Origin of the sequence: Leifsonia sp. Leaf336, from assembly GCF_001423695.1 — a bacterium.
In the GTDB taxonomy this organism is placed as follows: domain Bacteria; phylum Actinomycetota; class Actinomycetes; order Actinomycetales; family Microbacteriaceae; genus Leifsonia.
The window spans coordinates 532035-554754 of record NZ_LMOZ01000002.1 but is presented as its reverse complement, the minus strand read 5'-3'; the positions used below and the strand labels follow the sequence as shown (position 1 = coordinate 554754).

Below are 22720 nucleotides of genomic sequence, written 5' to 3'. Positions count from 1 at the left end.
GCGAGAGGTCAGCGGCGCTTCAGCCCGACTGACAGCACACCGAGGAACATTCCGGCCATGACAGTCTGTGCACCCAGAATCATGAGCAGGGCGGCGGGGATCGCGGTGCGGACCGTCACGCCGGCGTCGAGCGCCCCGAATCCGGCCGACGCCCACAGGCAGAACTGGACGATGGCGACCACCAGGCCGATCGCGAACAGCGCGAGCCCCGCCAGCGCGCTCGATTCCAGGCTGATTCGCCGCTCGAGGCGGTCGAAGTTGCGGCTCCGCGGTATCCGGAAACCCTCGTGCTGAGCGTAGATCTTCGTCAGGATCGCGAACAGGACCCCCTGATAACCCACGCTGGTGAGCGCGGCGAGATACACCTGAGACGACAGGTCGAAGCCGACGTCGCCGATCACCAGAGGACCCAGACTCAGGAACAAGGTCCCGAGGATTCCCACGAGGAAAGCCACCGTGCCGGGGAACAGGAAGAGCCAGCGCGGACTGAAGATGAGCAGGAAGCGCAGATGCCGCCACCCGTCCCGCCAGCTTCGCAGGTGCGGCGGACGGGAACGCCCGTCCTTCTTGAGCGTCGTGGGGACCTCGCTGACCCGCCGGCCCTCCAGGGAGGCCTTGACGACCATCTCGCTCGCGAACTCCATCCCCGTGGTCTGCAGGTGCAGGCCGGCGATCGACTGCCGGTTGAATCCGCGCAGGCCGCAATGGAAGTCCCGGATCGGCGAACGGAAGAAGAGCCGGCCGATCGTGGACAGCACCGGATTGCCGAGGTACTTGTGCAACGGCGGCATCGCGCCGGGCTCGATGCCCCCGAGGAACCGGTTGCCCATGACGAGCTCGTCACCGTCCCGCAGACGTTCCATGAAAGGGTCGAGGTCGGAGAAGTCGTAACTGTCGTCGGCGTCGCCCATGATGACATAGCTGCCGCGTGCGGCCGCGATGCCGCCGATCAGGGCAGCACCATAGCCCTTGTCCGGGACATCGACGACCCGGGCCCCATGGTCGCGTGCGATCTGCTGCGAACCGTCGGTGCTGCCGTTGTCGGCGATGATGATCTCACCTGCGACGTTGCTCTGCTCCAGATAACTCTGAGCCTTGTCGATGCACACGGCGAGGGTCTCCGCCTCGTTCAGGCACGGCATGACGATGGAGAGCTCGAGCGCAGCAACCGTCTCATCGACGCTGTCAAGGGTCTTCAATCGAACGCATCCTTCTGGTATGGGCGGCACTGGAGGCGATCCGATCCTAACCGCAAGTGCGCCGGGACCACGCCGGGATCGCGGGGATGCGATAGTGGAGTCGTGAACAGGATCCTGGCCCGGTGACGGCTGCCATCGACGTCGTGGTCCCCGTGCACGGCAACTGGGCGGTGACGCGCGCCTGCCTGCACGCTCTTGCCATGCAGACGGCGCCCCACAGGGTGTTCGTGGTGGACGACGCCAGCCCCGACGACACGCGGCTGCGACTCGCCTCCGAGTTCCCCGGCGCGACGGTCATCGCGTTCGACGTGAACAGAGGGTTCGCCGCCGCCTGCAATGCCGGAATCGCCGCGGGCGAAGCCGAGGTCGTCGTCCTGCTCAACAACGACGTGGAGGCCGACCCACGGCTCCTGGAGGAGCTGTCCGACGCGCTGGCGCGGCATCCCGCCGCCGGCAGCGCCGTCCCGCTCTTGACCCGGCCGGACGGCAGGGTCGACGCCTACGGCCTGTGCGTCGACCCGACCATGGCGGGGTTCGTGCGCTTCGCCGGGGCGACCGTCGAAGAGGCGACCAGCGCTCGTGGCCACCGGCTGCTCGGCCCGTACGGCGCCGTCGCCGCCTTCCGGCGCTCTGCACTCTATGAGGTCGGACCGTTGGACGAGGGCATCTTCATGTACGGCGAGGAACTCGACCTCGCGCTGCGCCTGAGCTCGGAGGGCTGGGGAACCGTGGCCGTTCCTTCAGCGCGCGGCGTGCACCTGGGCGGCGCGACCTCCGTTCGCGGGTCGGCGACGCAGCGCCGTCGCGCCGGCTTCGGCAGAGGGTACCTGTTGCGCGCGTACGGCGTGCTGCGGGGGCGATATGCGCTGAGAGCCCTGCTGACGGAAGCGATCGTGTGCGCGGGTGACCTGGTCCTCTCCCGCGACGCCGCGTCGACGATCGGCCGCTGGCAGGGCTGGCGCGCCGGCGCACTCGCACAACGGCGTCGGCGCGCTGTTCCCGCCGTCGATCGGACGATCGGTTTCGTGCAGTCGCTCGCCCTTCGCATCGGCGACCGGAAGGCGTGAAGTGAGCACAGACCCGCCTCCGGAGCTCGGCCTGCGGCGCGCCGCCCTGTCGTTCGTGACGCTCGTGGGCGGAGTCTCGCTCGCCGTCATCCCCGCTGCCACGATCTCGATCGCCTCGCGCGTTTTCCCGCTGGCCGAGCAGGGGGCGATCGCCGTCGCGACGACAGTCGCGACGTTCGCCGGTCAGCTGGTCTTCGCGATGGTCGTGGAGTCCCGGTTGAGCTCCGCGTCGACGGAGCGGCGCGTGACCTTCCCCCTCTGGCTCGCGACGCTGTCGTTGCTCGCCGCGCTGGCGGTCGCCGTCGCCTTCGACAACGCCGTCGTGCTCTGCATCGCCCTCCCGATCCTCGTGGCCTCCCTGGAGGTCGGCCGTGGGGTCTCGGTCGCCGAACGGCTGGACGTGCGCGAGTTCTGGGCGGCGGTCGCCGTCGGCCTCGGCGCACTCATCGGAGTCCTCGCCGGATTCGCCGGTGCGCACTGGGCGCTCATCCCCCTCGTCGCCGGCATCTTCGCGGCGACCCTCGTGCGCGCGCTTCCTGTGCCCCACACCGCCTCGCGCCCGGAACCGCGCGTCATGGGATGGGTGGTCACCGACGTGGCGATCACGGGTGGGGTGTACCCCCTGCTGAACGCCACCGTTCTCGCCCTCCTCGGGCCCGCTCAGGCCGTGCTGTTCACCTCCATCTCGACCGTCTCCGGCCTGCTGGCCATCCCGCTCAACTTCATGCGGCTCCGGCTGCTCAAAGAGCACTCCCGGCTCGACATCCTCGTCTCAGTGATTGCCGTCGCGGGGGCCATCGTGGTCATCCTGATCTGCGAGTGGTCGGGGGTGTTCGGCTTCATCTTCCACGGCGTCTGGACGACCGCCGCGACGGCCGTTCCGCTCCTGGTCGCCTGCCTCTGGCGCGCAGCATCGCTCGCGACCACCATCCCGTTCGCGAGTCTGCGCCGGATGGGAGAGGCCAAGCTCCTCACGCTTCTGCGCGGGGCCGTCGCGATCGTCACCTTCCTCGCCGCCGTCGCCGTGGTCGCGACGGATGACCTCGTGTGGGTCTTCACGGTGCTGCTCCTGGGTGAGCTGCTGCAGGCCGCCACCTACGAACTCGCTCGGCGACGGCGAGTCGCCGCCCGCGCCGCCGCCGCCGACCCAGGGGTCGCACGATGACCGCGCGCATCCTGGTCGACCTCCTCTTCCTCACCGGCGGCAAAGGCGGGATGGAGTCGTACGTCGAGCGCCTGTACGGCGCGCTCCCGCCCCATCCGGGCCTGGAGTTCGTCGGGCTGGCATCGACGGAGTCGGCGGCCCGGGACCTGTCCTGGTTCCCCGGTGAGGTGATCGACTCGGGAGTGAGCGGCGAGGACCGTGTCGCGTGGGCGATCGGCGAGCTGCGCGCCGTCCCGTCCTGGGTCCGCCGCACCGGTGCCGACCTCGTCCACTCGCCTGCGAACGTCGGCCCGGCGCGGGCCCCCGCACCCGTCGTGCTGACCGTGCACGACGTGCTGCCGTTCCTGCACCCGGAGTGGGTGCCAGGTCGTCATGGCGTCGCGCTGCGCTGGCTGGTCCGGCGCGCCGCACGCAACGCGGCCCGTGTGCTCACGGTGAGCGAATCGTCTGCGGAGGCCATCGCGCGCACCCTCCGCATCCCGGCCGAGCGCGTCGTCCCGATCCCGCTCGCCGGTGACCCGTCCGCGGCGCAGGGGCTGCCGGTGCCCACCGGCCGGGCGATGGTGCTGAGCATCGGCAACCGGATGCCGCACAAGAACGTCGAGATCCTCCTGCACGCGCTGGCGCTCATCCCGCCCGACCGCCGGCCGCGACTCGCGTTCACCGGGGGCGGCGAGGCCGACCCGCTCCGGCCCTTGGCCGCCCGCCTTGGTCTGGAGTCGGACGTCGACCTGCTCGGCTGGCTCAGCACCGACGAACTCGACTCCGCATTCGCGCAAGCATCGGTGGTCGCGTTCCCGACCCGTTTCGAGGGCTTCGGGCTTCCGGTGCTCGAGGCCATGTCGCGTGGACGCGCCGTCATCTGCTCCGACCTGCCCGTGCTTCACGAGGTGGGCGGAGGGGCGGCCGTGTACGTCGATCCCGACGACGTCGGCGCGTGGGCGCGCGCCATCGAGGCGCTCGCCAACGACCGGTCGGAGCGCGACAGGCTCGGCGCTCTCGGCTTCGCGCATGCCCAGGACTTCTCGTGGGAGCGGACCGCGCAGCTTACGTTGGACGTCTTTCAGTCGGTTCTCGAGCGCTCTCCACGGGCCACCCGGTAACGCCCGAGCAGTTCGTCGACAGAGCCGCGCAGGTTGCGGGTCCGACGTGCTTCGGCGAACCATTCGGTCGTGGAGGCGCGGAGGGCGGGCCCCCCGTCCAGCGCCCGGACCAGGGCGCCCCCGAGATCGTCGGCAGAAGCCGAGGCGGCGACGAACCCGTTTCTGCCGCTCTCGACGAGGTCGGCGCTCGCGTTGTCCTCCCCGGCGACGACGACGCTGGGCGTCCCGTACGACGCGGCCTCGGCGACGACGAGTCCGAATCCCTCTCGCCGCGACGGGTTCACCAGCACGGCGGCGCTCGCCATGAGGTCGGCCAGCTCGGCATCCGGCACGCGGCCGAGAATCTCCACCTCCACTCCGGACTCGGCAGCGGCCTGGCGAAGCGCGTCCGTCTCAGGACCGGATCCCGCGACGACCAGCCGCGCCTCGGCGTGCGTGCGGTGGACCACCCGCAATGCCGCGGGGAGGGCCGTCAGGCGCTTGTCGGGGATGTGCCGGCCGGCGAAGAGGATCAGTCCTGGGGCGGAGACCGCGCCGGAGTCGATGGCGGGCGAGTCCACGAGATCGACCAGCCCGAGCACGAGTCCCCGTCGCCGTCGGGCCGCCGACCCTCGGCGCGTGCGTCGCGCCGGGCGCGATCCTTGCGCACGGCGCAGCGTGAAGGAACTGTTGACCGTCACCTCGTCGCTCATCCGCAGTGCGACGCTCTGCACGAGCCAGGCGATGGATCCCACCATCAGGCCGGAATACTCGCGCCACTTGCGCAGCGTCCAGACCTCGAGCCAGTCCGCCACCAGCCAGGTGCGCGAGAAGAGCAGGGCGAGCCGTGCCGCGATGACATTGAGCGGCGGGAGCGCGCTGACGACCACCACGTCGTAGTCGCCACGGCTCCTCCGCAGCGACCGGAACACGGCGAGGGCGAACCCGACCGCCGCCCGGGGAAGCCGGTCGCCGCGCTCATCGGCGATCTTCCCTCGCCAGATCTCACGGATCGCGAACCCGACATCAGGGGCAGCTCCCGGTTCCCACTGCGTTCGGGTCAGATACTCCACCTGGCATCCGCGCTCCACGAAGTGCTCGGCGAGCGCACGATAGACGCGCTCACCTCCGCCGGTCGTGACCGGGAACAGGCAGTCGTAGACGACGGCGACGCGTAGCGTTTCGGTGCCGGTCACGACGGGATCCGTGACGGGGCCGACTGCTCGACCGCAGGGGTCGCCGCCGCGGCGGCCCGCCGCGCGAGCACCCCTATGAACGCGAAGAACGCCGCCGAGAACACGACGAAGAACACCACCAGCGTCATCCAGCCGAGCGGAGGCTGCCACTGCGCGTGGTGGAACATCTGCGTGATAGGTGTTTCCGCCCCGATGACGTACCGGCGCAGGACAAGCACGAACGCGAGGCAGCCGAACATCCACAGCAACGCCCCAATGGTCCACGTCGCACGGACCGAGAGGAAGCCGATCCGCTCGCCTCCGGCGCGCGAGAGCGCCCAGCCGGCGACCGCCAGAACCGAGAGGTAGAGGAAGAGCCCGTACCGACCCTGCCAGATGATTCCGGTCTGGTGCACGCTGTAGGCCTGAACGAGCACGGGCACCACCAGCGCGGCCCCGATGGCGACGACGAGAGTGATCAGCTCGCGACGCCGCGCGGTCAAGAGCGCGAGCGCGACGACGAGGACGACGGCCGCGATTGCGAGCCACAGGGCCCATCCGGGCAGCGGTGCGTCGAACCAGCCGAAGTAGCCGAGAGCCTGGACGGCGAAGGCCGGCGTGCTGCGCAGCATGTACGCCGCTCCCTGCAGGAAGCTCGCATCGACCAGTGGCGCATCCGCTTTCTGAGCCTGCCCGGAGAGGCTTCCGCCGATGAGCGTCCAGCCGATCGAGAACAGGCCGGCGGCGGCGATGACCGCGAGCCAGGCGTACGACGAGCGCCGCCGGAAGACCGCGAGGAACGGGCGCAGCCCGGTCGCCACGAGGCAGAGCGCCACGACAACGACAACCCAGAGCGGCCCCAGTGCACGGGCGTTGGCGAGGACGATCGCCGACGCCGTGACGATCGTCCACAGCATCCCGCGCCGCATCAGCGGAGGTTCGAGCTGCGGTGCGCCGAACGACTCCAGGAGTCGCAGGAGCGAGACCGTCAGCGCGAGCCCGGAGAGGATCTCGACGCCGTTCGGATTGATGGCCCCGTTGAGGTAGACGACCATAGGGAGGGCGGCGAAGGACACCGCGACCGGCATCCAGCGCGCCCGACGCGACGCCACAGCCGCCTGCAGTGCCCACGCGAAGAAGAGGGCGCCGAAGAGAGCACTCATCACCCGCATCGCATAGATGCCGGTGGAGCCGCCGACGATCAGACTCGGCCAGCCGACGACGAAGTAGTAGATCGGGTTGTACGTGCTCACCCACGTGGCCGACCAGGGAGTTCCTCCGGGGTCGCCCAATTCGAAACCGCAGTTCGCCGTGGTGTTCGAATGGAATGCGAAGCACAGCTGTTGAGGGCTCACCGCATAGGACGGCGGCAGGTCCACCACCAACTGCCGAACACCGGGTTCGCGGTGACCGACTGCCTCCCCATGCACCTGCGCGATCGCCTTCACCGCATGCGCGTTCTCGTCGGGCACGGAGAAGATCGGCGAAGCGAGCGCCCAGCTCACGCACAGCGCGGCGAAGAGGACGAAGCCCGTCCAGAACACCCACGCCGTCCGCTGTCGCGCGTCGCGAGCCGCACCGTCGGGTGTCGCTGTCGTGGGCGTCGCACCGGCGGCCGGCTCGGACTCGGAGGAGACGCGGAAGACCATGGGCGAAGGCGAGGGCACAGACGGATTATGCCGTGCCGGGGACAGGTCCTGTGAATCCACTCAGCCCATCCACGACATGATGTTCCACCCCGAGCCGATCTGACGCTGGGACAGCCATCCCGAGTGCCCGTTTCCCGCGTAGAGCACGAGCGCGCCATTCGCCCAGCGGCCGAGGAGGTCGGCGTGCCCGTCGCCGTTGAAGTCGCCCTCGGACACGATCGTGAGTCCGTTCCAGCCGGTTCCGACGACGACAGGCGTCTTCCACCCCGCGGAGGTGTGTCCGTACAGCCACAGACGACCGATCGAGTCGCGCGCCAGGATGTCGGGGCTTCCGTCGCCGTCGAAGTCGTCGATACCCACCGCCGTCATGCCGTTCCAGCCGGAGCCGATCGCGCGGGGTGCGAGCCAGCCGCCGTGGCCGTCGCCAGGATAGAGCCAGAACACCCCCGACGAGTCGATGGCGGCGATGTCGGCGGTGCCGTCGCCGTTGAAATCGCGGGCGGCGATGATGGAGGTCATGATGTTCCACCCGGAGCCGACCTTCCTGGGCGTGAACCAGCCGCTGGCGCCGTCGCCCGGGTAGAGCCAGAGGAATCCGCCGGAGTCCCGCGCGAGCAGGTCGTTGCGCCCGTCGCCGTCGAAGTCGCCCGCCGAGACGATCGCCGTCATGCCGTTCCACCCCGAACCGACCACAGCCGACTGCGGCGAGAGCCACCCCCCGGCGCCGTCACCGCGATACAGGATCAGCGCACCCGACGCGTTCCGCGCCAGCAGATCGCTCGTGTGGTCGCTGTTGAAGTCGCCTGTGACTTCACGAGCCGCTCCGGGTGTCGGGGCTGCGAGCGCGGCCACCCCGTTAGGGGTGCCGAGACCCGTCGGCCCGTCGTATCCGGGACCAGCGGAACAGGCCTGCGCCGGCGAGCATCCGGCTCCGTTCGTCCCCGACGTGACGTCGTTGAGGGCCGATGGCTTCGCCCACGGGTACGACGCCGGATAGGTTCCGTCGGCCGGCACGCCAGCGAGCGCGTACATGCCTGCGATCAACGGCGACGAGACGCTCGTACCGCCGAACACCTGCCACGCCGAAGAATACGGTGCAGTGGGAGTCGGACCGAAGCCCGCCACTCCGGTCGACGGGTCCGCGACGGCCGAGATATCCGAGACGGACTTCGTCGGACATCCCGTGCCCGATTGCCACGACGGGATGGGGCTGTACGAGCTGCAGCCGCTGCCGGCGCCGGACCAGGCCGACTCGCTCCATCCTCGCGCGTTGCCCGCACGCACCAGTGACGTTCCGCCCACGGCGGTGACGTACTGCGACGAAGCCGGGAACTGGGTGCCGTACCCTGCGTCGCCACTGGAGGCCGTGACGACGACTCCCGGGTGGTCGTAGTAATGGTCGAAGCTGCTGAAGTCGTTGCCGGCCTCGATCGCACCGTAGGAATTGCTGACGTACTTCGCACCGAAGAGCACAGCGGTCTGGGCCGCGGCGCCGAGGTTGCTCAGCAAATCGCTGTCGGCCTCGACGAGAAGGATGCGGCAGTTCGGGCATGCCGCACTGACCATCTCCAGGTCGATTGCCGTCTCCGGCCCCCACGCGTGCGACGTGGCCGGGTAGGAGGTGCCTCCGCGTTGGTCCAGCTTGCGGAAGCACCCGTTGCCGGAGGTGCACGGGGGAAGCCCGAAGGTCGATCGGTACGTAGCCAGATCGGACTCGGCGGAAGGCAGGTCGAAAGCGTCGATGACCGCCACGGTGGCGCCGGCCCCGGCAGTCGTCGCCGCCGTCAGGGCGTATGCGGCACGAAGGTCCGCTGGGCCGTACCCTGCCGGAGCTGCACCCACGGACGGCGACGCGACACCCTGAACCACTTCTGCGAAGCACGCCGCACGTCCGGAGCGCGGGTCGGCGCAGGTGCGCTTGTGCGGATGTCCGGCCAGGTCCGGCAACGCGGGCGGCGCCGCCTCCCCGACGGACGTGACGGCCGTCACTCCTTGCGCCGAAGCCGGCTGAAGACCGGATATCCCCAGCACGGTCGCGGCCGCCAGGCCGACGATCATGAGTCCGTTGGTGATCTTCCCCATCGCTGCCTCCCGACTAGCCCTGGTCACAGTAACAGCCCGCTTCGACGCTTCCCGGTCTTCCCGTGTAGCCAGTTCGGGGAGCACGGGGGCGCCCGTCGATTGCTAGTTCAAGGTGAAGTCGTCGAGGGTCACGCGGAACCCGTGACCGGTCGCGGTCTCCGTGCACGTCATCCCCGCGGCCAGCGCGACGCATTCGATTCCGGCGAAACGCACCCCGTTTCCCGGCATCAGCACGGTCGGGCTGCCGGTCTCGCTGGAGAACACCTGCCCGCTGTTGCACAGGGCCGTCGCCGCCTCCCCGGCATTGGCCGCGAACCCGCTCGGGCAACCGCCGACCTCGCCCGCGTGGGCCGTGGTCGGGTACGTGAAGCGGTTCGCGCCGTACTCGATGCGGCAGCCGTAGAACACGCCCTTGCCCAGATCGCCCTGCGTCGGGCTGTAACGGGGCATGTCGTCGTAGATGCCGCACTTCATCGTGCCGTCCTGCGACACCCACGACGGCCCGTGCGGGAGCGTCCCCGTGCTCGCGTCGGAGAGCATGATCAGCTTCTCCGGATCCTGCCAGGTCACGGTCGGTGTGGGCGAAGGTGTCGGGCTCGGCGCCGCGACCGCCGTGGTCGGGGCCGACGACCTCGGTGCCGTGTCTGCTGCGGGTGAGCAGCCCGAGAGTGCGATGACGAATGCGAAAACGGCAGCGACGGTCGCTGGGGTCCCCCGACGTGACATGTCCGTATCGTATTGGTTGCAGTGCTGCACCGCGCACACTGCCACTCAACCGTTATCTTCGAGGGCTCTCACGCCGGCTGGAGCAGATCCCGTCCGATATCGGCGACACCCCGGCTTGCGTACCGTCCGTAGGCCTTCGTCGCGGCCAGCCGGAGCACGGGGAGCGCGCGACGAAGGCGGCCGGACGGCATCGCGGCACGGCGAGCCTCGAACTCCGCTTTCGCTCGCGCCGCCCGGCGCACCGATTCGGCGACGGGGAGGGTGTCGAGCCGATCGGCGAGGATGGCGAACCGCCGGGCCAAGATCCGGTTGCGCTCCCCTCGTCGTTCGAACACCCGCCCGATCTTGTAGCTCAGCGTCGGGGCGGTGACACCGATCTGGTTGGCCCCGTGCTGCCGGTAGTCGATGGTCTGGTCGGCCACGACCGCGACTCCGCCTAGTGCGGCCGCGATGACGGCGAGCCACTCGTCGTGCACCCACCCCTCCGGGAACGGCAGGGCCGATTCCAGCAGCGAGCGCCGGAAGACCATCGTCGCGCCGGTCGCGAGGTTGCGGCGCAGGAATGCCTCGAAGGCGCGCCCGGAGCGCTCCAGCGCGAGTTCGTCCGGTGACACTTCGAGGTCATCGAACAGCGAACGCCCCAGCGGAGCACCGTCCGGCCCGACCAGCCGCGCATCGGTGTGCACGAGGAGCAGACTGCTGTCGTCGAACAACGGGGCGAGCCGAGCGATACGGCCCGGGTGCCAGACGTCGTCCTGGTCCGACAGTGCGACCAGCGGCGCGTCGACCGCGACGATGGTCCGCTCGAAGTTCCGGGTGACGCCGAGCCGCGCACCCTCGGGGAGCACGCTGAGGCGGACAGTGTCGCCCACCGTCGCTCGGACGACCTCGATCGTGCGATCCGTCGACCCGTCGTCGCCCACGACGATGAGGACGGGTGGCGACGACTGGGCGACGATGCTGCGCAGCTGTTCGGCGACGTAGGGCTCACCGTTGAAGGTGCACAGCGCGACACCGACGGTCTGCGCGCCAGGGGTCATTTGGTCTCGCTGACTCCGTCGAGAAGCGTGGAGCCTTCCGGGAGGTGGTCGTAGTCGTCGTCGGAGTGGTTCGCGGCCGCCTCCTGAGCGATGCGCCGCCGTAGGATCACGGCGACGAGCGCTGCCGCGCCGGCCGCCAACACGTCCGCTGCGGTGAACATCGCCCGCGAGACCAGGCTGAGGGCGCTCGCCTGCGGGATGGTGAGCAGGAGCGCCATCGCGCCGACGAGGACGGCCTCACGGACGCCGACACCGGACGGGAAGATGAAGGCGAACAGACTCAGAGTGAATCCGAGCGCCATCGCCCCAGTGAGGAGGACGAGGGTGAGGAAGTCAGGGTCGACCAGCGCGTTGACCAGCAGCCAGAGGTGCAGGCCGTAGCAGACGTACGCCAGAAGCGACCAGGCGACGGCCTTCAGCACCGTGGCGAAGGAGACTTCGTGGTCGAGCGGCGGCCGGCGGAAGATCTTGAGGACGAGGGAGGCCAGCCAGGTCATCACGCGCGGGTGCAGGCAGATCAGGCCGAGTGGCAGAAGGAGGAAGAGCCAGAGCAGCGCTGGGTGGTTCTCCGAGACGAAGGGCAGTGCGAACGCTCCGAGCACCAGCGACGAGACGACTCCGATGCCGGCGGCGTAGAGCGAGGTCACGAGCACCCGCGGACGCAGGATGCCGTACTGCCGGCCGAGCTCCATCTGCAGGACATACGACCACACGGAACCGGGGACGTACTTGCCGAGCTGACCGATGAGCATCACCTGTGCGCCTCGGGCGACCGGGACCTTATGCCCGAGGCCGTTGAGAACGGCCACCCAGCTCATCGTGCCTGCGAGGAGCCCGAGGATGACCAACGCGAGCGAGAGCACCAGCGATGCCACGGGGATGCGGGCGATCGTCGACGAGACGGCGGACCACTGGCTGACGAGATAGTAGACGGCGAAGCCGATGACGGCGGCGAGGAGCACCCACCGCAGCACCAGGAAGATCTTGGGAAGAGCGGCCTTGATCCGGTTCATCGGGCGACCACCTCCCCGAACGCGGCGAGATCGCCGTCGAACGGCGCGGGCAGTCCTGTGACATCCGTGCCGCCGGTGGTGGCGAACCACTCGACGATTCGGTCGATCTCGGCCGCGTCGAGACCGGCGCGCTCGAGGCCGACGGAATTGACGCCGCGCGCCGCGCACGGGTTGCCGAACGCCGTGACGAAGGGCGGCACGTCCTTGGTGACGACCGACCCCATTCCGACCATCGCGAAGGCGCCGATGACGCGGCGCTGGTGAACGCTCGCGTTGAGGCCGATGTTCGCATTCCTGCCGATCGTGACGTGGCCGCCGATCGCGACGCCCGAGGCGATCGTCACGCCGTCTGCCACACGTCCGTCGTGGGCGATGTAGGCGCGGTTCATGACGAAGAGCCCGTCGCCGAGACGGGTGCGCTCGTGCCAACCTCCATGCACCTGCACCTCTTCTCTGAAGACATTGCCATCGCCGATGCTAACCCCGGCGCCGGTCGGCGTGTCGATCCACGCGGCGTCGTGCGGGAATCCACGCACCTCCGGCGGGCAGCCCACCTTGACCCCCGCGCCGAACCAATTGTCGTCGCCGATCTCGACATCGCCCCCGATCACGGCGTACGGGCCGACGACGTTTCCGGCGCCCAGACGGACACCGCTGCCGATGACAGCGGTCGGGTGAATGGAGTTCATGGTTCGGATCTTCCGGGGTTCGCGGGCGGGATGACGCAGGCCGCGCGAGTCTACGGCATGGTGACCTAAGATCGACTGGGTGCCTGATCGGCACACCTCACTCGACCGCAACACAGTCAGGACACGTACGCCCAATGATACCGATCACAGTCGTGGAGTTCGGAAAAGAGGAAGAGGACTCGGTCCTCGAAGTGATCCGCTCCGGGAATGTGGCCCAGGGCGCGAAGGTGCAGCAATTCGAGAATCGCTTCGCCGAGATGGTCGGCGTGAAGCACGCGATCGCCGTCAACAACGGAACCACGGCCCTCGTCGCTGCCCTCCAGGTCCTCGACCTGGAGCCGGGTGACGAAGTCGTCACCAGCCCGTTCACGTTCGTGGCGACGCTCAACGCGATCCTCGAGGCTGGTGCGACCGCCCGCTTCGCCGACATCTCCGAGGACGATTTCAACGTCACGGCCTCGAGCCTGGCCGCGGCCATCGGCGAGCGGACCCGCGTCCTCATGCCGGTCCACCTCTACGGCCAGATCGCCGACATGGCCGCGATCGCCACGCTCGCTACGGACCGCGGACTCGCGATCGTCGAAGACACCGCCCAGTCGCACGGCTCCCACCAGGACGGCCGCTTCGCGGGCGCGACCGGCATCGGCACGTTCTCCTTCTATGCCACCAAGAACATCACCACCGGCGAGGGTGGGATCATCACAACCAACGACGACCGGATCGCCGACCGTCTCCGGGTGCTGCGCAACCAGGGGATGCGCGCCCGCTACCAGTACGAGGTCGCCGGTCACAACTACCGCATGACCGACCTGCAGGCGGCGCTGGGCTTGCCTCAGCTCGACCGCTACGACGGCGTCGTCGCGGCGCGGCAGGCGAACGCCGACCATTTGCGCGCCGGCCTGGCCGACGTTCGCGGCATCGTCGCGCCGTCCCAGCTGCCCGGTCGCCGCCACGTCTGGCACCAGTTCACGCTGCGGGTGACTCCCGACAGCGGTATCACCCGCGACGAGCTCTCCGCGAAGCTCACGGAGGCCGGCGTCGGGTCGGGCATCTACTACCCCAAGCTGGTGTTCGACTACGACTGCTATCGCGAGCGCGAGGATGTGATCACCGGAGAGTTCCCGGTCGCCGAGACCATCGTGAGCGAAGTGCTCTCGATCCCGGTTCACCCGGCTCTCAGCCCTGCTGACCTCGATACGATCGTCGACTCGATCCGGAAGGCGGTCGCCTGATGACCGGTCCCCGCATCCTCCTGGTCGGAGCAGGATCCATGGGCTCCCTCCACGCCCGCGTCATCTCCGCGTCCGGAAGCGCTGAACTCGCCGCCCTCGTCGATCCGCGCGAGCACGTCGGACGGGACGTCGCAGAGCGGTTCGGGGCCCAGTGGCGCCCCGAGATCGGCGACCTCTCCGGCATCGACGGCGTGGTCGTCGCCGCCGCCACCGAGGCGCACCCCCAGCTGGCCCGGCAGGTCCTGGAGGCCGGCGTCCCCCTCCTCGTCGAGAAACCGGTCGCCGACGGGCTGGACAGCACGCTCGAGATCATCGAGTTGTCGCAGACGCTCGGCGTTCCGATGATGTGCGGGCTGCTCGAGCGCTTCAATCCGGCCGTCCTGACGGCCCAGAAGCTCGTCCGGGAGCCCATCTTCGCCACGGCGGTCCGACACTCCCCCTACGTTCCCCGCATCCGCACCGGTGTCGCCTGGGACCTCTTGGTCCACGACGTGGATCTGTCGATCCGTCTCCTGGGCGAGCCGGTGCGCGTGAGCGGGGCGGTGGAGCAGTTCCACCCGGACTCCGTGCCCGGCGCCGAGGACGTGGCGGAGGCGGTGCTCGGGTTCGAGGACGGCGGCATCGCCCACGTGTCCGCGAGCCGGATCGGCCAGCGCAAGATCCGCACGCTCAGCATCCACGACCTCGACCGTCTCATCGAGGTGGACCTGCTCCGCCGTGATGTCACGGTCTATCGTCACGTCTCCGACCAGGCTGCCGACGATGACGGCCGAGGCTACCGGCAGCAGACTGTCATCGAGATCCCGGAGCTCGTGACCTCGGTGGAACCGCTGGCCGCGCAGCTCGCGCACTTCACGGGACTCATCGACGGCACAGTGGATGCGGATGCGGAGCGGCGCTCGATCGTCCCCTCGCACCGCGTCGTGGAGCAGCTCAAGGCGACCAGCCGGTCCTGATCGACCGACACGAGTAAGGGCGCCCCGCCATCGGCGGGGCGCTCTTACTCGTGTCGCGGTCGCGTTCAGCGAGCGGCGACGGTCCCCCGGCCGGCGACGAGCTCCCTCAGCGTGACGAGGTGCTTCTCCGCGACCTTGTCGATGGTGAAATGCTCCTCGACGACCGCTCGCGCGTTCGCCGACACGCGTTCGCGCGCCGCGGACGGGTCGCTCAGCACCTCGATCAGCTTCGCGGCCAGGCTCTCCGGGTCGGCACGTTCGTCCGTCTCGGAGACGAAGCCGGAAAGGTACAGGTGTTTCTCGTCCTCCAGCACGACTTCGATGAAGTTGTTCGGGCGGATCGCCGCGACCACAGGGATGCCGACCGCGAGGCTCTCGAGGCTCGCGGTACCGAAGCCTTGACCATCGAGCTCGTGGACCTCGAGATCGGCGGCTGCGAGGTAGTCGGGGATCTCCTTCTGCGGACGCGCGCCGATCGCGCGGATCGCGTGGTCGACGCCCAGCGTGCGCGCGAGCTTCAGGAACTCGTCGTGGTAGACGCCTCCGATCACGACGACGATCAGGTTCGGATAGCGCTCCAGCACGGCGGGAAGCGCTTTGACCAGGGCGACACGACTGCGCTGCGGGATGACATGCCCCAGCGACAGGAGTACGTGGTTGTCGCCCAGATCGTGCTCCACACGGGCTCGCTGCGCATCTCCGCCGCGCAGCACCTCCGGGTCGATCCCGACCGGGATGTACGCCTTGCCATGGAACGCGCGACGGTATCGCTGGTCGATGTAGCGGTCCATCAGCACGTCCATCACTACCAGACGGGGATGGTGGAGCCGCATGAGCGGCTTCACCAGCACCGCATCGGCGACACGGTAGATGAGATTGTTGACCGCATTGGGACTGTACAGCCGAGTGTGGATGCTCAGGAGCGTCGGCACCTTGCGTTTGCGCGCCCACCACCCCGTCATCCACGTCAGGTCGAAGAACTGCCCGTGCTGGTGGATCACGTCCGGACCGAACTCGTCCAGCAGCGCGAAAACCTCGCGTTTCGCGCGCGGAGACATCGTGAACGCGATGTCGAAGTTGGCCGCCAATCGGGTCTGCGGCAGCGTCCACGCGGGGATGCGAACGATCTTCAGGCCGTCTCGCTCCTCGTAGGGCGGCGCGGATTTGTACCCGGCGGTGAGGACGAGCACCTCGTGACCACCTGCCGCGTACTTCTTCGCCAGATGATCCGCGAGGTGGGAGCTGCCTCCCGGCCTCGGCGGGAAGAAGTTGTTGACGACGACGATCTTCATCGGCTCTCCTCCCTGCCTGCGGAGATGACCTTCGGTGTGGTCGGCTCCGACAGATCGACTGTTCCCAGCACCCGCGCCGGCACGCCGCCGACGACGGTGAAGGGCGGCACGTCGGCGTTGACGACGGCGCCCGCTCCGACGATGGCGCCGTCGCCGATGGTCACGCCCATGTTGACGACGGCGTTCGCGCCGATGAACACGCGGTCGCCGATGGTGACGGGCGCGCGGTCCACGGTCGGATACTGCCGCCCTGAGACGCAGCGCAACGCACTGGAATGCGTGTAGATGTGCACGCCGGACGCGATGTCGCAGCCGGCACCGATCGTGAGACCACCGGAGCCGTCGATGACGGTGAAGGCACCGATCCAGGTGCCTTCACCGACGACGGGCTCCCCGACGATCCACGCGTGCGGGTTGTAGGGGTTCTCCGGCAGTCCCGAGGATGTCACAGGCTAGGAGTTCTGGATCAGCCGGGTCATGCCGTCGTGCACCTCGATCGACGGCGTGAAGCCGAGGACCTCGGTGGCGCGGGTGGTGTCGGCCGCACGACGGGAGACCAGGACAGGGCGCGGGTTGAACTGCGGCTCGACGTCGACGCCGACGGCGTCGATGAGGATGCGCGCGAGTTCTGCGACGGTGGTGTCGATACCCGTGCCGACGTTGATCGCCATGTTCGACTGCTCCGAGGTGAGCGCGAGCACCACGGCGCGGGCGATGTCCTTCACGTGGATGAAGTCCATCGACTGCTTGCCCTCGCCGTCGATGACCGGCGCCTCGCCGTTCTTCAGGCGGTTCACGAAGTGGTTGATCACCGATGTGTAGTAGGCCGTGGTCTTCTGGCCCTCCCCGTAGACGTTGAAGAAGCGCAGAGCGATCCAGGAGAGACCGGCGCGGCGCTCGTAGTAGCCCAGGAGGTCCTCGCCGGTGCGCTTGGAGATGCAGTACGGGGTCAGCGGGTTGAGCTTGTCGTCCTCGTGCATCGGGAGCTTCTCGGGGTCGCCGTACACCGAAGCGCTCGATGCGAAGACGACACGCTTGACTCCGTGGTCGGCCGCTGCGGCGAACACGTTGTGCGCGCCGATGGTGTTGATGTCCATCGACTCGTACGGGTCGGCGTTGCTCTTGTTGATCGAGACCGCGGCGAGGTGGATGACGTAGTCGGCACCCTTCATCGCGGCGTGCACGGCTCCGCCGTAGCGCACGTCCTGGTCGATCAGCTCGACTCGACCACCGGCGACCAGCTTGTTGACGGCGTCACGATCGCCGCGGAACATGTTGTCGAAGATTCGGACGTTGTAGCCCTGCTCGAGAAGCTGGTCGACGACGTGCAGGCCGATGAAGCCGGCACCTCCGGTGATGAAGACAGTTTCGGTCACGAGTGTTCGCTCTCTTTTCTTTCGTTCGGCTGATTCAGCGCGCGGCGGCGACGGCGTCGCGCAGGGTGTCGGTGACGATATCGACATCGTCGACGCTGAGGTTGGCGTGCATGGGGATCGCCAGGTGACGGCGGAACAGGTCGGCCGAGACCGGCAGGGTGCCCTCGAAGCCGTAGATCGGCTGCACGTGCGACGCGTAGGTACCGAAGTTGCACTGCACGCCGTTCGCCTTGAGGTGAGCGGCGACCGCTCCGCGGTCGACATCGGCGTCGAGCGTCACGACGTACGACTGCCAGGGGTGCACCCGGTCGTCGAGGGCGACGGGCGCGGTGACACCCTCGATGCCGGCGAGACGCTCCGCGTACCGGTCGGCGATGCGGCCGCGCGCGGCGACCAGGCCCTCGAGCCGGTCGAGCTGCGCGAGCATGATGCCCGCCGCGACATCGGAGAGACGGTAGTTGTAGCCGAGCTCGTCGAACGAGGGCACCGGGAGATCGGTGCTGTTCTCGCGGGTCAGCGCCGGCGCGATTCCGTACGTGTGCAGCTTTCGGGCGTGGTCGGCCAGGTCGGCGCGGTCGGTGGTGAGGGCTCCACCCTCGCCCGCCGTGATGCCCTTTCGACCGTGGAAGCTGAAGGTCGCGACATCGGCGAGGCTGCCCGCCGGGCGCCCCTTGTAGCTCGCCCCCGCGGAGCAGGCGGCGTCCTCCATCAGCCAGAGACCGTGCTTGTCGGCGATGGCACGGAGCTCGTCGTAATCGGCCGGCTGTCCGAAGACGTCCACCGCAAGGATGCCGACCGTCTTCGGTGTGATGGCCGCCTCGACCGCGGCCGGGTCGGCACTCCAGATGTCGGGGCGGATGTCGACGAACACGGGCTTGGCGCCCGTCCACGCGACGGCGTGGCCGGTCGCGGGGAACGTGTAGTCGCCGACGATGACCTCGTCGCCGGGGCCGGCACCGAGAACCTCGAGCCCGAGGTGGAGAGCGGCGCCGCAGTTATTGGTGGCGAGCGCGTGCGAGACGCCGGCGGAGGCGGCGAACCGCTCCTCGAACGCGGCGCAGGTCGGGCCTGCGCCGGAGAGCCAGTTGGAGGCGAACACCTTCGCGATCGCCTCGAGCTCCTCGTCCCCGACAGTGGGTTGGCCGAGTGCGATTGTCTTCGACAAAGGGGTGAGAACCTTTCCTGATCCGTCGGCGCGAGGGTGAGCGCACAACGGCCACTATCATACCGGAGTCGACGGGAAGCACGGTCGCCCGGGGTAGGATCGAGCACGCTCCGGACAGATCGACAGAAGGGACTCCGTGGCTGAGCAGGACGTGATCATCATCGGCGGCGGCATCGTCGGCCTGGCTGTTGCGGAGCGGCTCTCCCGGTCGGGACGGCACGTGACCCTTCTCGAGAAGGAGTCCAGCTGGGCCGCGCATCAGACCGGTCACAACTCCGGTGTCATCCATGCGGGGCCTTACTACAAGCCCGGATCGCTCAAGGCCACGATGTGCACCGCCGGCAATCGTTCGATGGTCGAGTTCGCTCGGGAGCACGGCATCCCGCACGAGGTCTGCGGCAAGCTCATCGTCGCGACCGATCAGAAAGAACTTCCGCGTCTGCAGACGCTGTTCGAGCGCGCGACCGCCAATGGCGCCCCCTCCCGCCTGCTCGGCCCGGAAGAGGCACGGGAGTACGAGCCCCACGTCAGCACGGTCGGCGCGCTCCGCGTCGAGACCACAGGGATCATCGACTACGCGGCGGTGAGCCGCCGCCTGGCCGAGCTCGCAACGGAGCACGGAGCCGATCTGCGACTCGGTACCGAGGTCGTCGGGGTCGCATCGACGCCCGACGAGGTCGTCGTGACGCACACGAACGGCGAGGTCCGGGGCGGCTGGCTGATCAACTGCGCCGGACTCCAGAGCGATCGCGTCGCACGCATGGCGGGGCTCGAGCCGGAAGCGCGTATCGTGCCGTTCCGCGGCGAGTACTACGAACTCGTCGAGCACCGCCGCGACCTCGTGAAGGGACTGATCTATCCGGTCCCCGACCCGGAGCTCCCCTTCCTCGGCGTGCACCTCACACGCATGATCGACGGCAGCGTCCACGCCGGCCCCAACGCGGTCATGGCCCTCGCCCGCGAAGGCTACCGCTGGACGGACATCAACGCCGCTGATACCGCCTCGACGATCGTGTACCCCGGCTTCCTGCGACTCGCGTCCCGCAACGTGGTCACCGGCACCAAGGAGATCATGCGCTCGTTCTCGAGACGGCTGTTCGCGTCTTCTCTCGCGCGCCTGGTGCCGGAGGTCTCGACCAACGACATCGTCCGGGCGGGTTCCGGTGTCCGCGCCCAGGCCATCCTGCGTGACGGCTCGCTGGCCGACGACTTCATCATCCAGCGCGCGCCGCGCCAGGTTCACGTGCTCAACGCCCCCTCTCCCGCGGCTACGAGCTCGCTCGAGATCGCCAAGCACATCGCCGCGGAGCTCGACGCCTGAGGCCCTCCCGGCCGAAGGCGGGCCTCGAAAGGGGTACACGCTACTCCCTGGCCGTGCCGTATCACCGGGCTATCCTCGGGGAGACAGTATTTTCCCCGCGACAGCGTGCGTCGCGCGACGACGAGGAGACGAGCGTGCGTCCCAGGAAGTGGCTTCGCGCCCTCGCGGCGTTCGCGGGAGCACTGCTCGTTGGTTCGCTCATCCAGATTTCAGCCGTGCCAGAGCCGGCGTCCGCCGCGCTCGCCGGTTCGCAGTTCAATCCGGGCAACATCATCAGCGACGACGTGTTCTTCAACTACACGGCGATGTCGCAGCCGGCCATCCAGACCTTCCTCACCCAGGTGGAGGTCGGCTGCACCGCGTCCAACGGCCAGCCGTGCCTGAAGGACTACCGGATGGACACCTATTCGCGCCCGGACGCCGGCGCCAACCGCTGCACTCCCTATACAGGCGCTGCGGGCGAGCTCGCCAGCATGATCATCTGGAAGGTCGCGCAGGCGTGCAAGATCAATCCCCAGGTGCTGCTGGTGACCCTGCAGAAGGAACAGGGGCTGGTCACCTCCACCGCTCCGTACACCCGGATGTACCAGGTGGCGATGGGCTACGCCTGCCCGGACACGTCGGCCTGCGACGCTCAGTATTACGGCTTCTACAACCAGGTCTACAAAGCAGCGTGGCAGTTCCGAACCTATACACGCGATCCGTATTCGTGGAACTTCTACCCCGGGGTCCGACCGATCCAGTACAACACGAACCCCGCCTGCGGTGCGAGCAACGTCACCATCCAGAACCAGGCGACCGCGAACCTCTACAACTACACGCCCTATCAGCCCAACGCGGCGGCGCTCGCCAACCTGTGGGGCGTCGGCGACGCGTGCTCCGCGTACGGCAACCGTAACTTCTGGGCGTACTTCAACACCTGGTTCGGATCGTCGCTCGTCTCGACCGGCCCTCTGGCGATCCAGGCCGCCTACACCGCGGCCGGCGGCGGAGCCGGTCCGCTCGGGCAGCCGATCAGCTCCGTGCTGAGCATCGCCGACAACGGCGGAGGACTCGGCCAGGCGTTCCAGGGCGGGTCGATCTACTGGACGTACACGACGGGTGCGCAGGTGGTTCTCGCCGGGCCGATCCTGAACTACTACTTCGCTCGCAATGGCGCCGCAGGTCCGTTGGGTTGGCCGATGAGCGGGACGCTCACGATTTCGGGCAATGGCGGCGGGCTCGGCCAGGTCTTCACCGCCGGCTCCGTCTACTCGTCGGCCGCCGGTGCCTTCCTGGTGCGCGACGCGATGCGCGACGCATACTTCAAAGTGAACGGTTCGGCCGGATTGCTGGGCTGGCCGACCGGTGAGATCCAGTGCGGCCTCACGGGCGACGGCTGCCTTCAGGCCTTCCAGAACGGCCGACTCTACGCGAACCCCGCAGCGGGCTTCGCTTACCCGACCGCGGGACGCGTCCTCGCCGCCTACCTCGCGAGCGGCGGCGACGCGGGACCGCTCGGACTCCCGATCGGCCCGACAGGCGCGGTCGACGCGAACGGCGGCGGCACAGCGCAGGCATTCGCGAACGGTTCGCTCTATTCCGCGACCGGCGGGGGCGACTACATCGTCAGCGGCGGGATCCTCGCCTATTACTTCACGCTGAAGGGGTCTGCAGGGGCACTGGGATGGCCCGCGGGCGCCGCGAGTTGCGATGCGGCGAAGACCACGTGCACCCAGGCCTTCCAGAACGGATCCATCGCGTGGAGCGCGACGGGCGCAGGCAGGCTCGCCTCCCCCCAGATCGATGCTGCCTACGCAAGTGCAGGAGGCCCCGCGGGCACGCTCGGCGCCGCGACGAGCGACTACATCCCGATGCAGGGCAACGGTGGCGGGATGGCGCGCGCCTACGCCAACGGATCGATCTACTGGACCGGCGCTCTGGGTGCATTCGCGGTGAGCGGCGGCATCCGCCAGGTGTACTTCTCGCTCGGTGGTTCGACCGGATCGATCGGCTGGCCCAAGGGCGCGGCTTCCTGCACCGGTACTGCATGCTCGCAGGCGTTCCAGAACGGCACGATCGCCGGATCTCCCGCGACGGGGAGCTACCCCGTTCTGGCCGCCGTCAACGCTGCTTACGTCACGGCAGGCGGGGCCTCCGGCGCGCTGGGACTTCCGACCACCGCGGCCCTGCCGATCGCCGGCAACGGCGGAGGCGTCGGTCAGGTGTTCGCCGGCGGCTCCATCTTCGCGGCGAGTGGCGGCGCGGGATACCCGGTCTCCGGAGGGATCAGGGATTACTATTTCGCCCTGGGCGGTGCCAACGGCTCCGCCGGCTGGCCGGTCGCCGTCCAGAGTTGCACGGGAAGCACCTGCACGCAGAAGTTCAGCAGGGGGACGATCACCTACACGACGGGCACCGGAGGCGGCTTCCGCCCGTGAGCCGCAGGCCGGCCCGCTAGAATCATGCGGCGGCCAGGGCGAATCACGCCCGCCGCGTACCATCTGAGGAG

At 68.8% G+C, this 22720-nt stretch carries 18 protein-coding genes and 1 pseudogene; 7 read left to right on the top strand and 12 right to left on the bottom strand.

Annotation, left to right across the window (positions count from 1 at the left end; all coding sequences use genetic code 11):
• Positions 1–8: 8 nt before the first annotated feature.
• Positions 9–1199, bottom strand: a complete 1191-nt coding sequence (locus ASF88_RS11480) for a glycosyltransferase family 2 protein (protein ID WP_235493414.1) — start codon at positions 1197–1199, stop codon at positions 9–11.
• A gap of 122 nt (positions 1200–1321) precedes the next feature.
• On the opposite strand from ASF88_RS11480, the gene ASF88_RS11475 reads away from it, so the two are divergent.
• From ASF88_RS11475 to ASF88_RS11465, 3 genes are read left to right on the top strand one after another with little or no spacing between them, the layout of a single operon-like run.
• Positions 1322–2266 carry a glycosyltransferase gene (locus ASF88_RS11475; protein ID WP_055918251.1) on the top strand — a complete coding sequence of 315 codons (945 nt, stop codon included), beginning with the start codon at positions 1322–1324 and terminating at the stop codon, positions 2264–2266.
• A 1-nt stretch (position 2267) separates the two neighbouring features.
• Positions 2268–3431: a hypothetical protein gene (locus ASF88_RS11470; protein WP_055918248.1), complete on the top strand. Its 1164-nt coding sequence runs from the start codon at positions 2268–2270 to the stop codon at positions 3429–3431.
• Positions 3428–4534 carry a glycosyltransferase family 4 protein gene (locus ASF88_RS11465; RefSeq protein ID WP_055918245.1) on the top strand — a complete coding sequence of 369 codons (1107 nt, stop codon included), beginning with the start codon at positions 3428–3430 and terminating at the stop codon, positions 4532–4534. The genes ASF88_RS11470 and ASF88_RS11465 overlap by 4 nt, the downstream gene beginning before the upstream one ends.
• Here ASF88_RS11465 and ASF88_RS20385 read toward each other — a convergent pair.
• The 7 genes from ASF88_RS20385 to ASF88_RS11430 form a co-directional block, all read right to left on the bottom strand.
• Positions 4495–5709 (bottom strand): glycosyltransferase family 4 protein, encoded by a 1215-nt coding sequence (locus ASF88_RS20385; RefSeq protein WP_055918242.1) that lies wholly within the window; start codon positions 5707–5709, stop codon positions 4495–4497. The genes ASF88_RS11465 and ASF88_RS20385 overlap by 40 nt on opposite strands.
• Positions 5706–7355, bottom strand: coding sequence for a DUF2142 domain-containing protein (locus tag ASF88_RS11455; protein ID WP_157498309.1), 1650 nt, complete (start codon positions 7353–7355; stop codon positions 5706–5708). Before ASF88_RS11455 ends, ASF88_RS20385 begins: the two co-directional genes overlap by 4 nt.
• Before the next feature lie 42 nt (positions 7356–7397).
• On the bottom strand, positions 7398–9419 hold the full coding sequence (locus ASF88_RS20670; protein WP_162242573.1) for an FG-GAP-like repeat-containing protein: 2022 nt from the start codon (positions 9417–9419) through the stop codon (positions 7398–7400).
• Between the two features lie 102 nt (positions 9420–9521).
• The gene (locus tag ASF88_RS20965; RefSeq protein WP_235493413.1) at positions 9522–10145 is read right to left on the bottom strand and encodes a hypothetical protein; all 624 of its coding nucleotides are present in this window, start codon (positions 10143–10145) and stop codon (positions 9522–9524) included.
• Positions 10146–10213: 68 nt separating this feature from the next.
• Positions 10214–11185 carry a glycosyltransferase family 2 protein gene (locus ASF88_RS11440; RefSeq protein WP_055918234.1) on the bottom strand — a complete coding sequence of 324 codons (972 nt, stop codon included), beginning with the start codon at positions 11183–11185 and terminating at the stop codon, positions 10214–10216.
• Complete coding sequence (locus ASF88_RS11435) at positions 11182–12198, bottom strand: lysylphosphatidylglycerol synthase transmembrane domain-containing protein (RefSeq protein ID WP_055918229.1); 1017 nt, start codon at positions 12196–12198, stop codon at positions 11182–11184. The genes ASF88_RS11440 and ASF88_RS11435 overlap by 4 nt, the downstream gene beginning before the upstream one ends.
• Positions 12195–12887 carry a hypothetical protein gene (locus ASF88_RS11430; RefSeq protein WP_055918227.1) on the bottom strand — a complete coding sequence of 231 codons (693 nt, stop codon included), beginning with the start codon at positions 12885–12887 and terminating at the stop codon, positions 12195–12197. The genes ASF88_RS11435 and ASF88_RS11430 overlap by 4 nt, the downstream gene beginning before the upstream one ends.
• A 134-nt stretch (positions 12888–13021) precedes the next feature.
• Between ASF88_RS11430 and ASF88_RS11425 the strand changes: the two genes are divergently transcribed.
• Both ASF88_RS11425 and ASF88_RS11420 read left to right on the top strand, forming a co-directional pair.
• On the top strand, positions 13022–14119 hold the full coding sequence (locus ASF88_RS11425) for a DegT/DnrJ/EryC1/StrS family aminotransferase (RefSeq protein WP_055918224.1): 1098 nt from the start codon (positions 13022–13024) through the stop codon (positions 14117–14119).
• Positions 14119–15075: a Gfo/Idh/MocA family protein gene (locus tag ASF88_RS11420; RefSeq protein ID WP_055918221.1), complete on the top strand. Its 957-nt coding sequence runs from the start codon at positions 14119–14121 to the stop codon at positions 15073–15075. The genes ASF88_RS11425 and ASF88_RS11420 overlap by 1 nt, the downstream gene beginning before the upstream one ends.
• 65 nt (positions 15076–15140) lie before the next feature.
• On the opposite strand, the gene ASF88_RS11415 is transcribed toward ASF88_RS11420, so the two are convergent.
• From ASF88_RS11415 to ASF88_RS11400, 4 genes and pseudogenes are all read right to left on the bottom strand, one after another.
• Positions 15141–16367 carry a glycosyltransferase family 4 protein gene (locus ASF88_RS11415; protein WP_055918220.1) on the bottom strand — a complete coding sequence of 409 codons (1227 nt, stop codon included), beginning with the start codon at positions 16365–16367 and terminating at the stop codon, positions 15141–15143.
• A gap of 68 nt (positions 16368–16435) precedes the next feature.
• Positions 16436–16594: pseudogene (locus ASF88_RS21165) on the bottom strand (DapH/DapD/GlmU-related protein); the annotation flags it as partial.
• 225 nt (positions 16595–16819) lie between these two features.
• A complete protein-coding gene (locus ASF88_RS11405) occupies positions 16820–17743 on the bottom strand; it encodes an NAD-dependent epimerase/dehydratase family protein (protein WP_055918214.1) in 924 nt (307 codons plus the stop codon).
• Between the two features lie 34 nt (positions 17744–17777).
• Positions 17778–18908, bottom strand: a complete 1131-nt coding sequence (locus ASF88_RS11400) for a DegT/DnrJ/EryC1/StrS family aminotransferase (RefSeq protein ID WP_055918211.1) — start codon at positions 18906–18908, stop codon at positions 17778–17780.
• 136 nt (positions 18909–19044) lie between these two features.
• On the opposite strand from ASF88_RS11400, the gene lhgO reads away from it, so the two are divergent.
• Entirely contained in the window at positions 19045–20229 is a 1185-nt protein-coding gene (gene lhgO / locus ASF88_RS11395) for an L-2-hydroxyglutarate oxidase (protein WP_055918208.1), read from the top strand.
• A gap of 134 nt (positions 20230–20363) precedes the next feature.
• A complete protein-coding gene (locus tag ASF88_RS11390; RefSeq protein WP_055918205.1) occupies positions 20364–22649 on the top strand; it encodes a hypothetical protein in 2286 nt (761 codons plus the stop codon).
• Positions 22650–22720 lie beyond the last annotated feature (71 nt).

Coding starts and splice junctions, on each gene's coding strand:
- ASF88_RS11440 (WP_055918234.1), bottom strand. CDS start 11,185: ATGACCCCTGGCGCGCAGACCGTCGGTGTCGCGCTGTGCACCTTCAAC.
- ASF88_RS11425 (WP_055918224.1), top strand. CDS start 13,022: ATGATACCGATCACAGTCGTGGAGTTCGGAAAAGAGGAAGAGGACTCG.
- ASF88_RS11435 (WP_055918229.1), bottom strand. CDS start 12,198: ATGAACCGGATCAAGGCCGCTCTTCCCAAGATCTTCCTGGTGCTGCGG.
- ASF88_RS11420 (WP_055918221.1), top strand. CDS start 14,119: ATGACCGGTCCCCGCATCCTCCTGGTCGGAGCAGGATCCATGGGCTCC.
- ASF88_RS20965 (WP_235493413.1), bottom strand. CDS start 10,145: ATGTCACGTCGGGGGACCCCAGCGACCGTCGCTGCCGTTTTCGCATTC.
- ASF88_RS11430 (WP_055918227.1), bottom strand. CDS start 12,887: ATGAACTCCATTCACCCGACCGCTGTCATCGGCAGCGGTGTCCGTCTG.
- ASF88_RS20670 (WP_162242573.1), bottom strand. CDS start 9,419: ATGGGGAAGATCACCAACGGACTCATGATCGTCGGCCTGGCGGCCGCG.
- ASF88_RS11415 (WP_055918220.1), bottom strand. CDS start 16,367: ATGAAGATCGTCGTCGTCAACAACTTCTTCCCGCCGAGGCCGGGAGGC.
- ASF88_RS11465 (WP_055918245.1), top strand. CDS start 3,428: ATGACCGCGCGCATCCTGGTCGACCTCCTCTTCCTCACCGGCGGCAAA.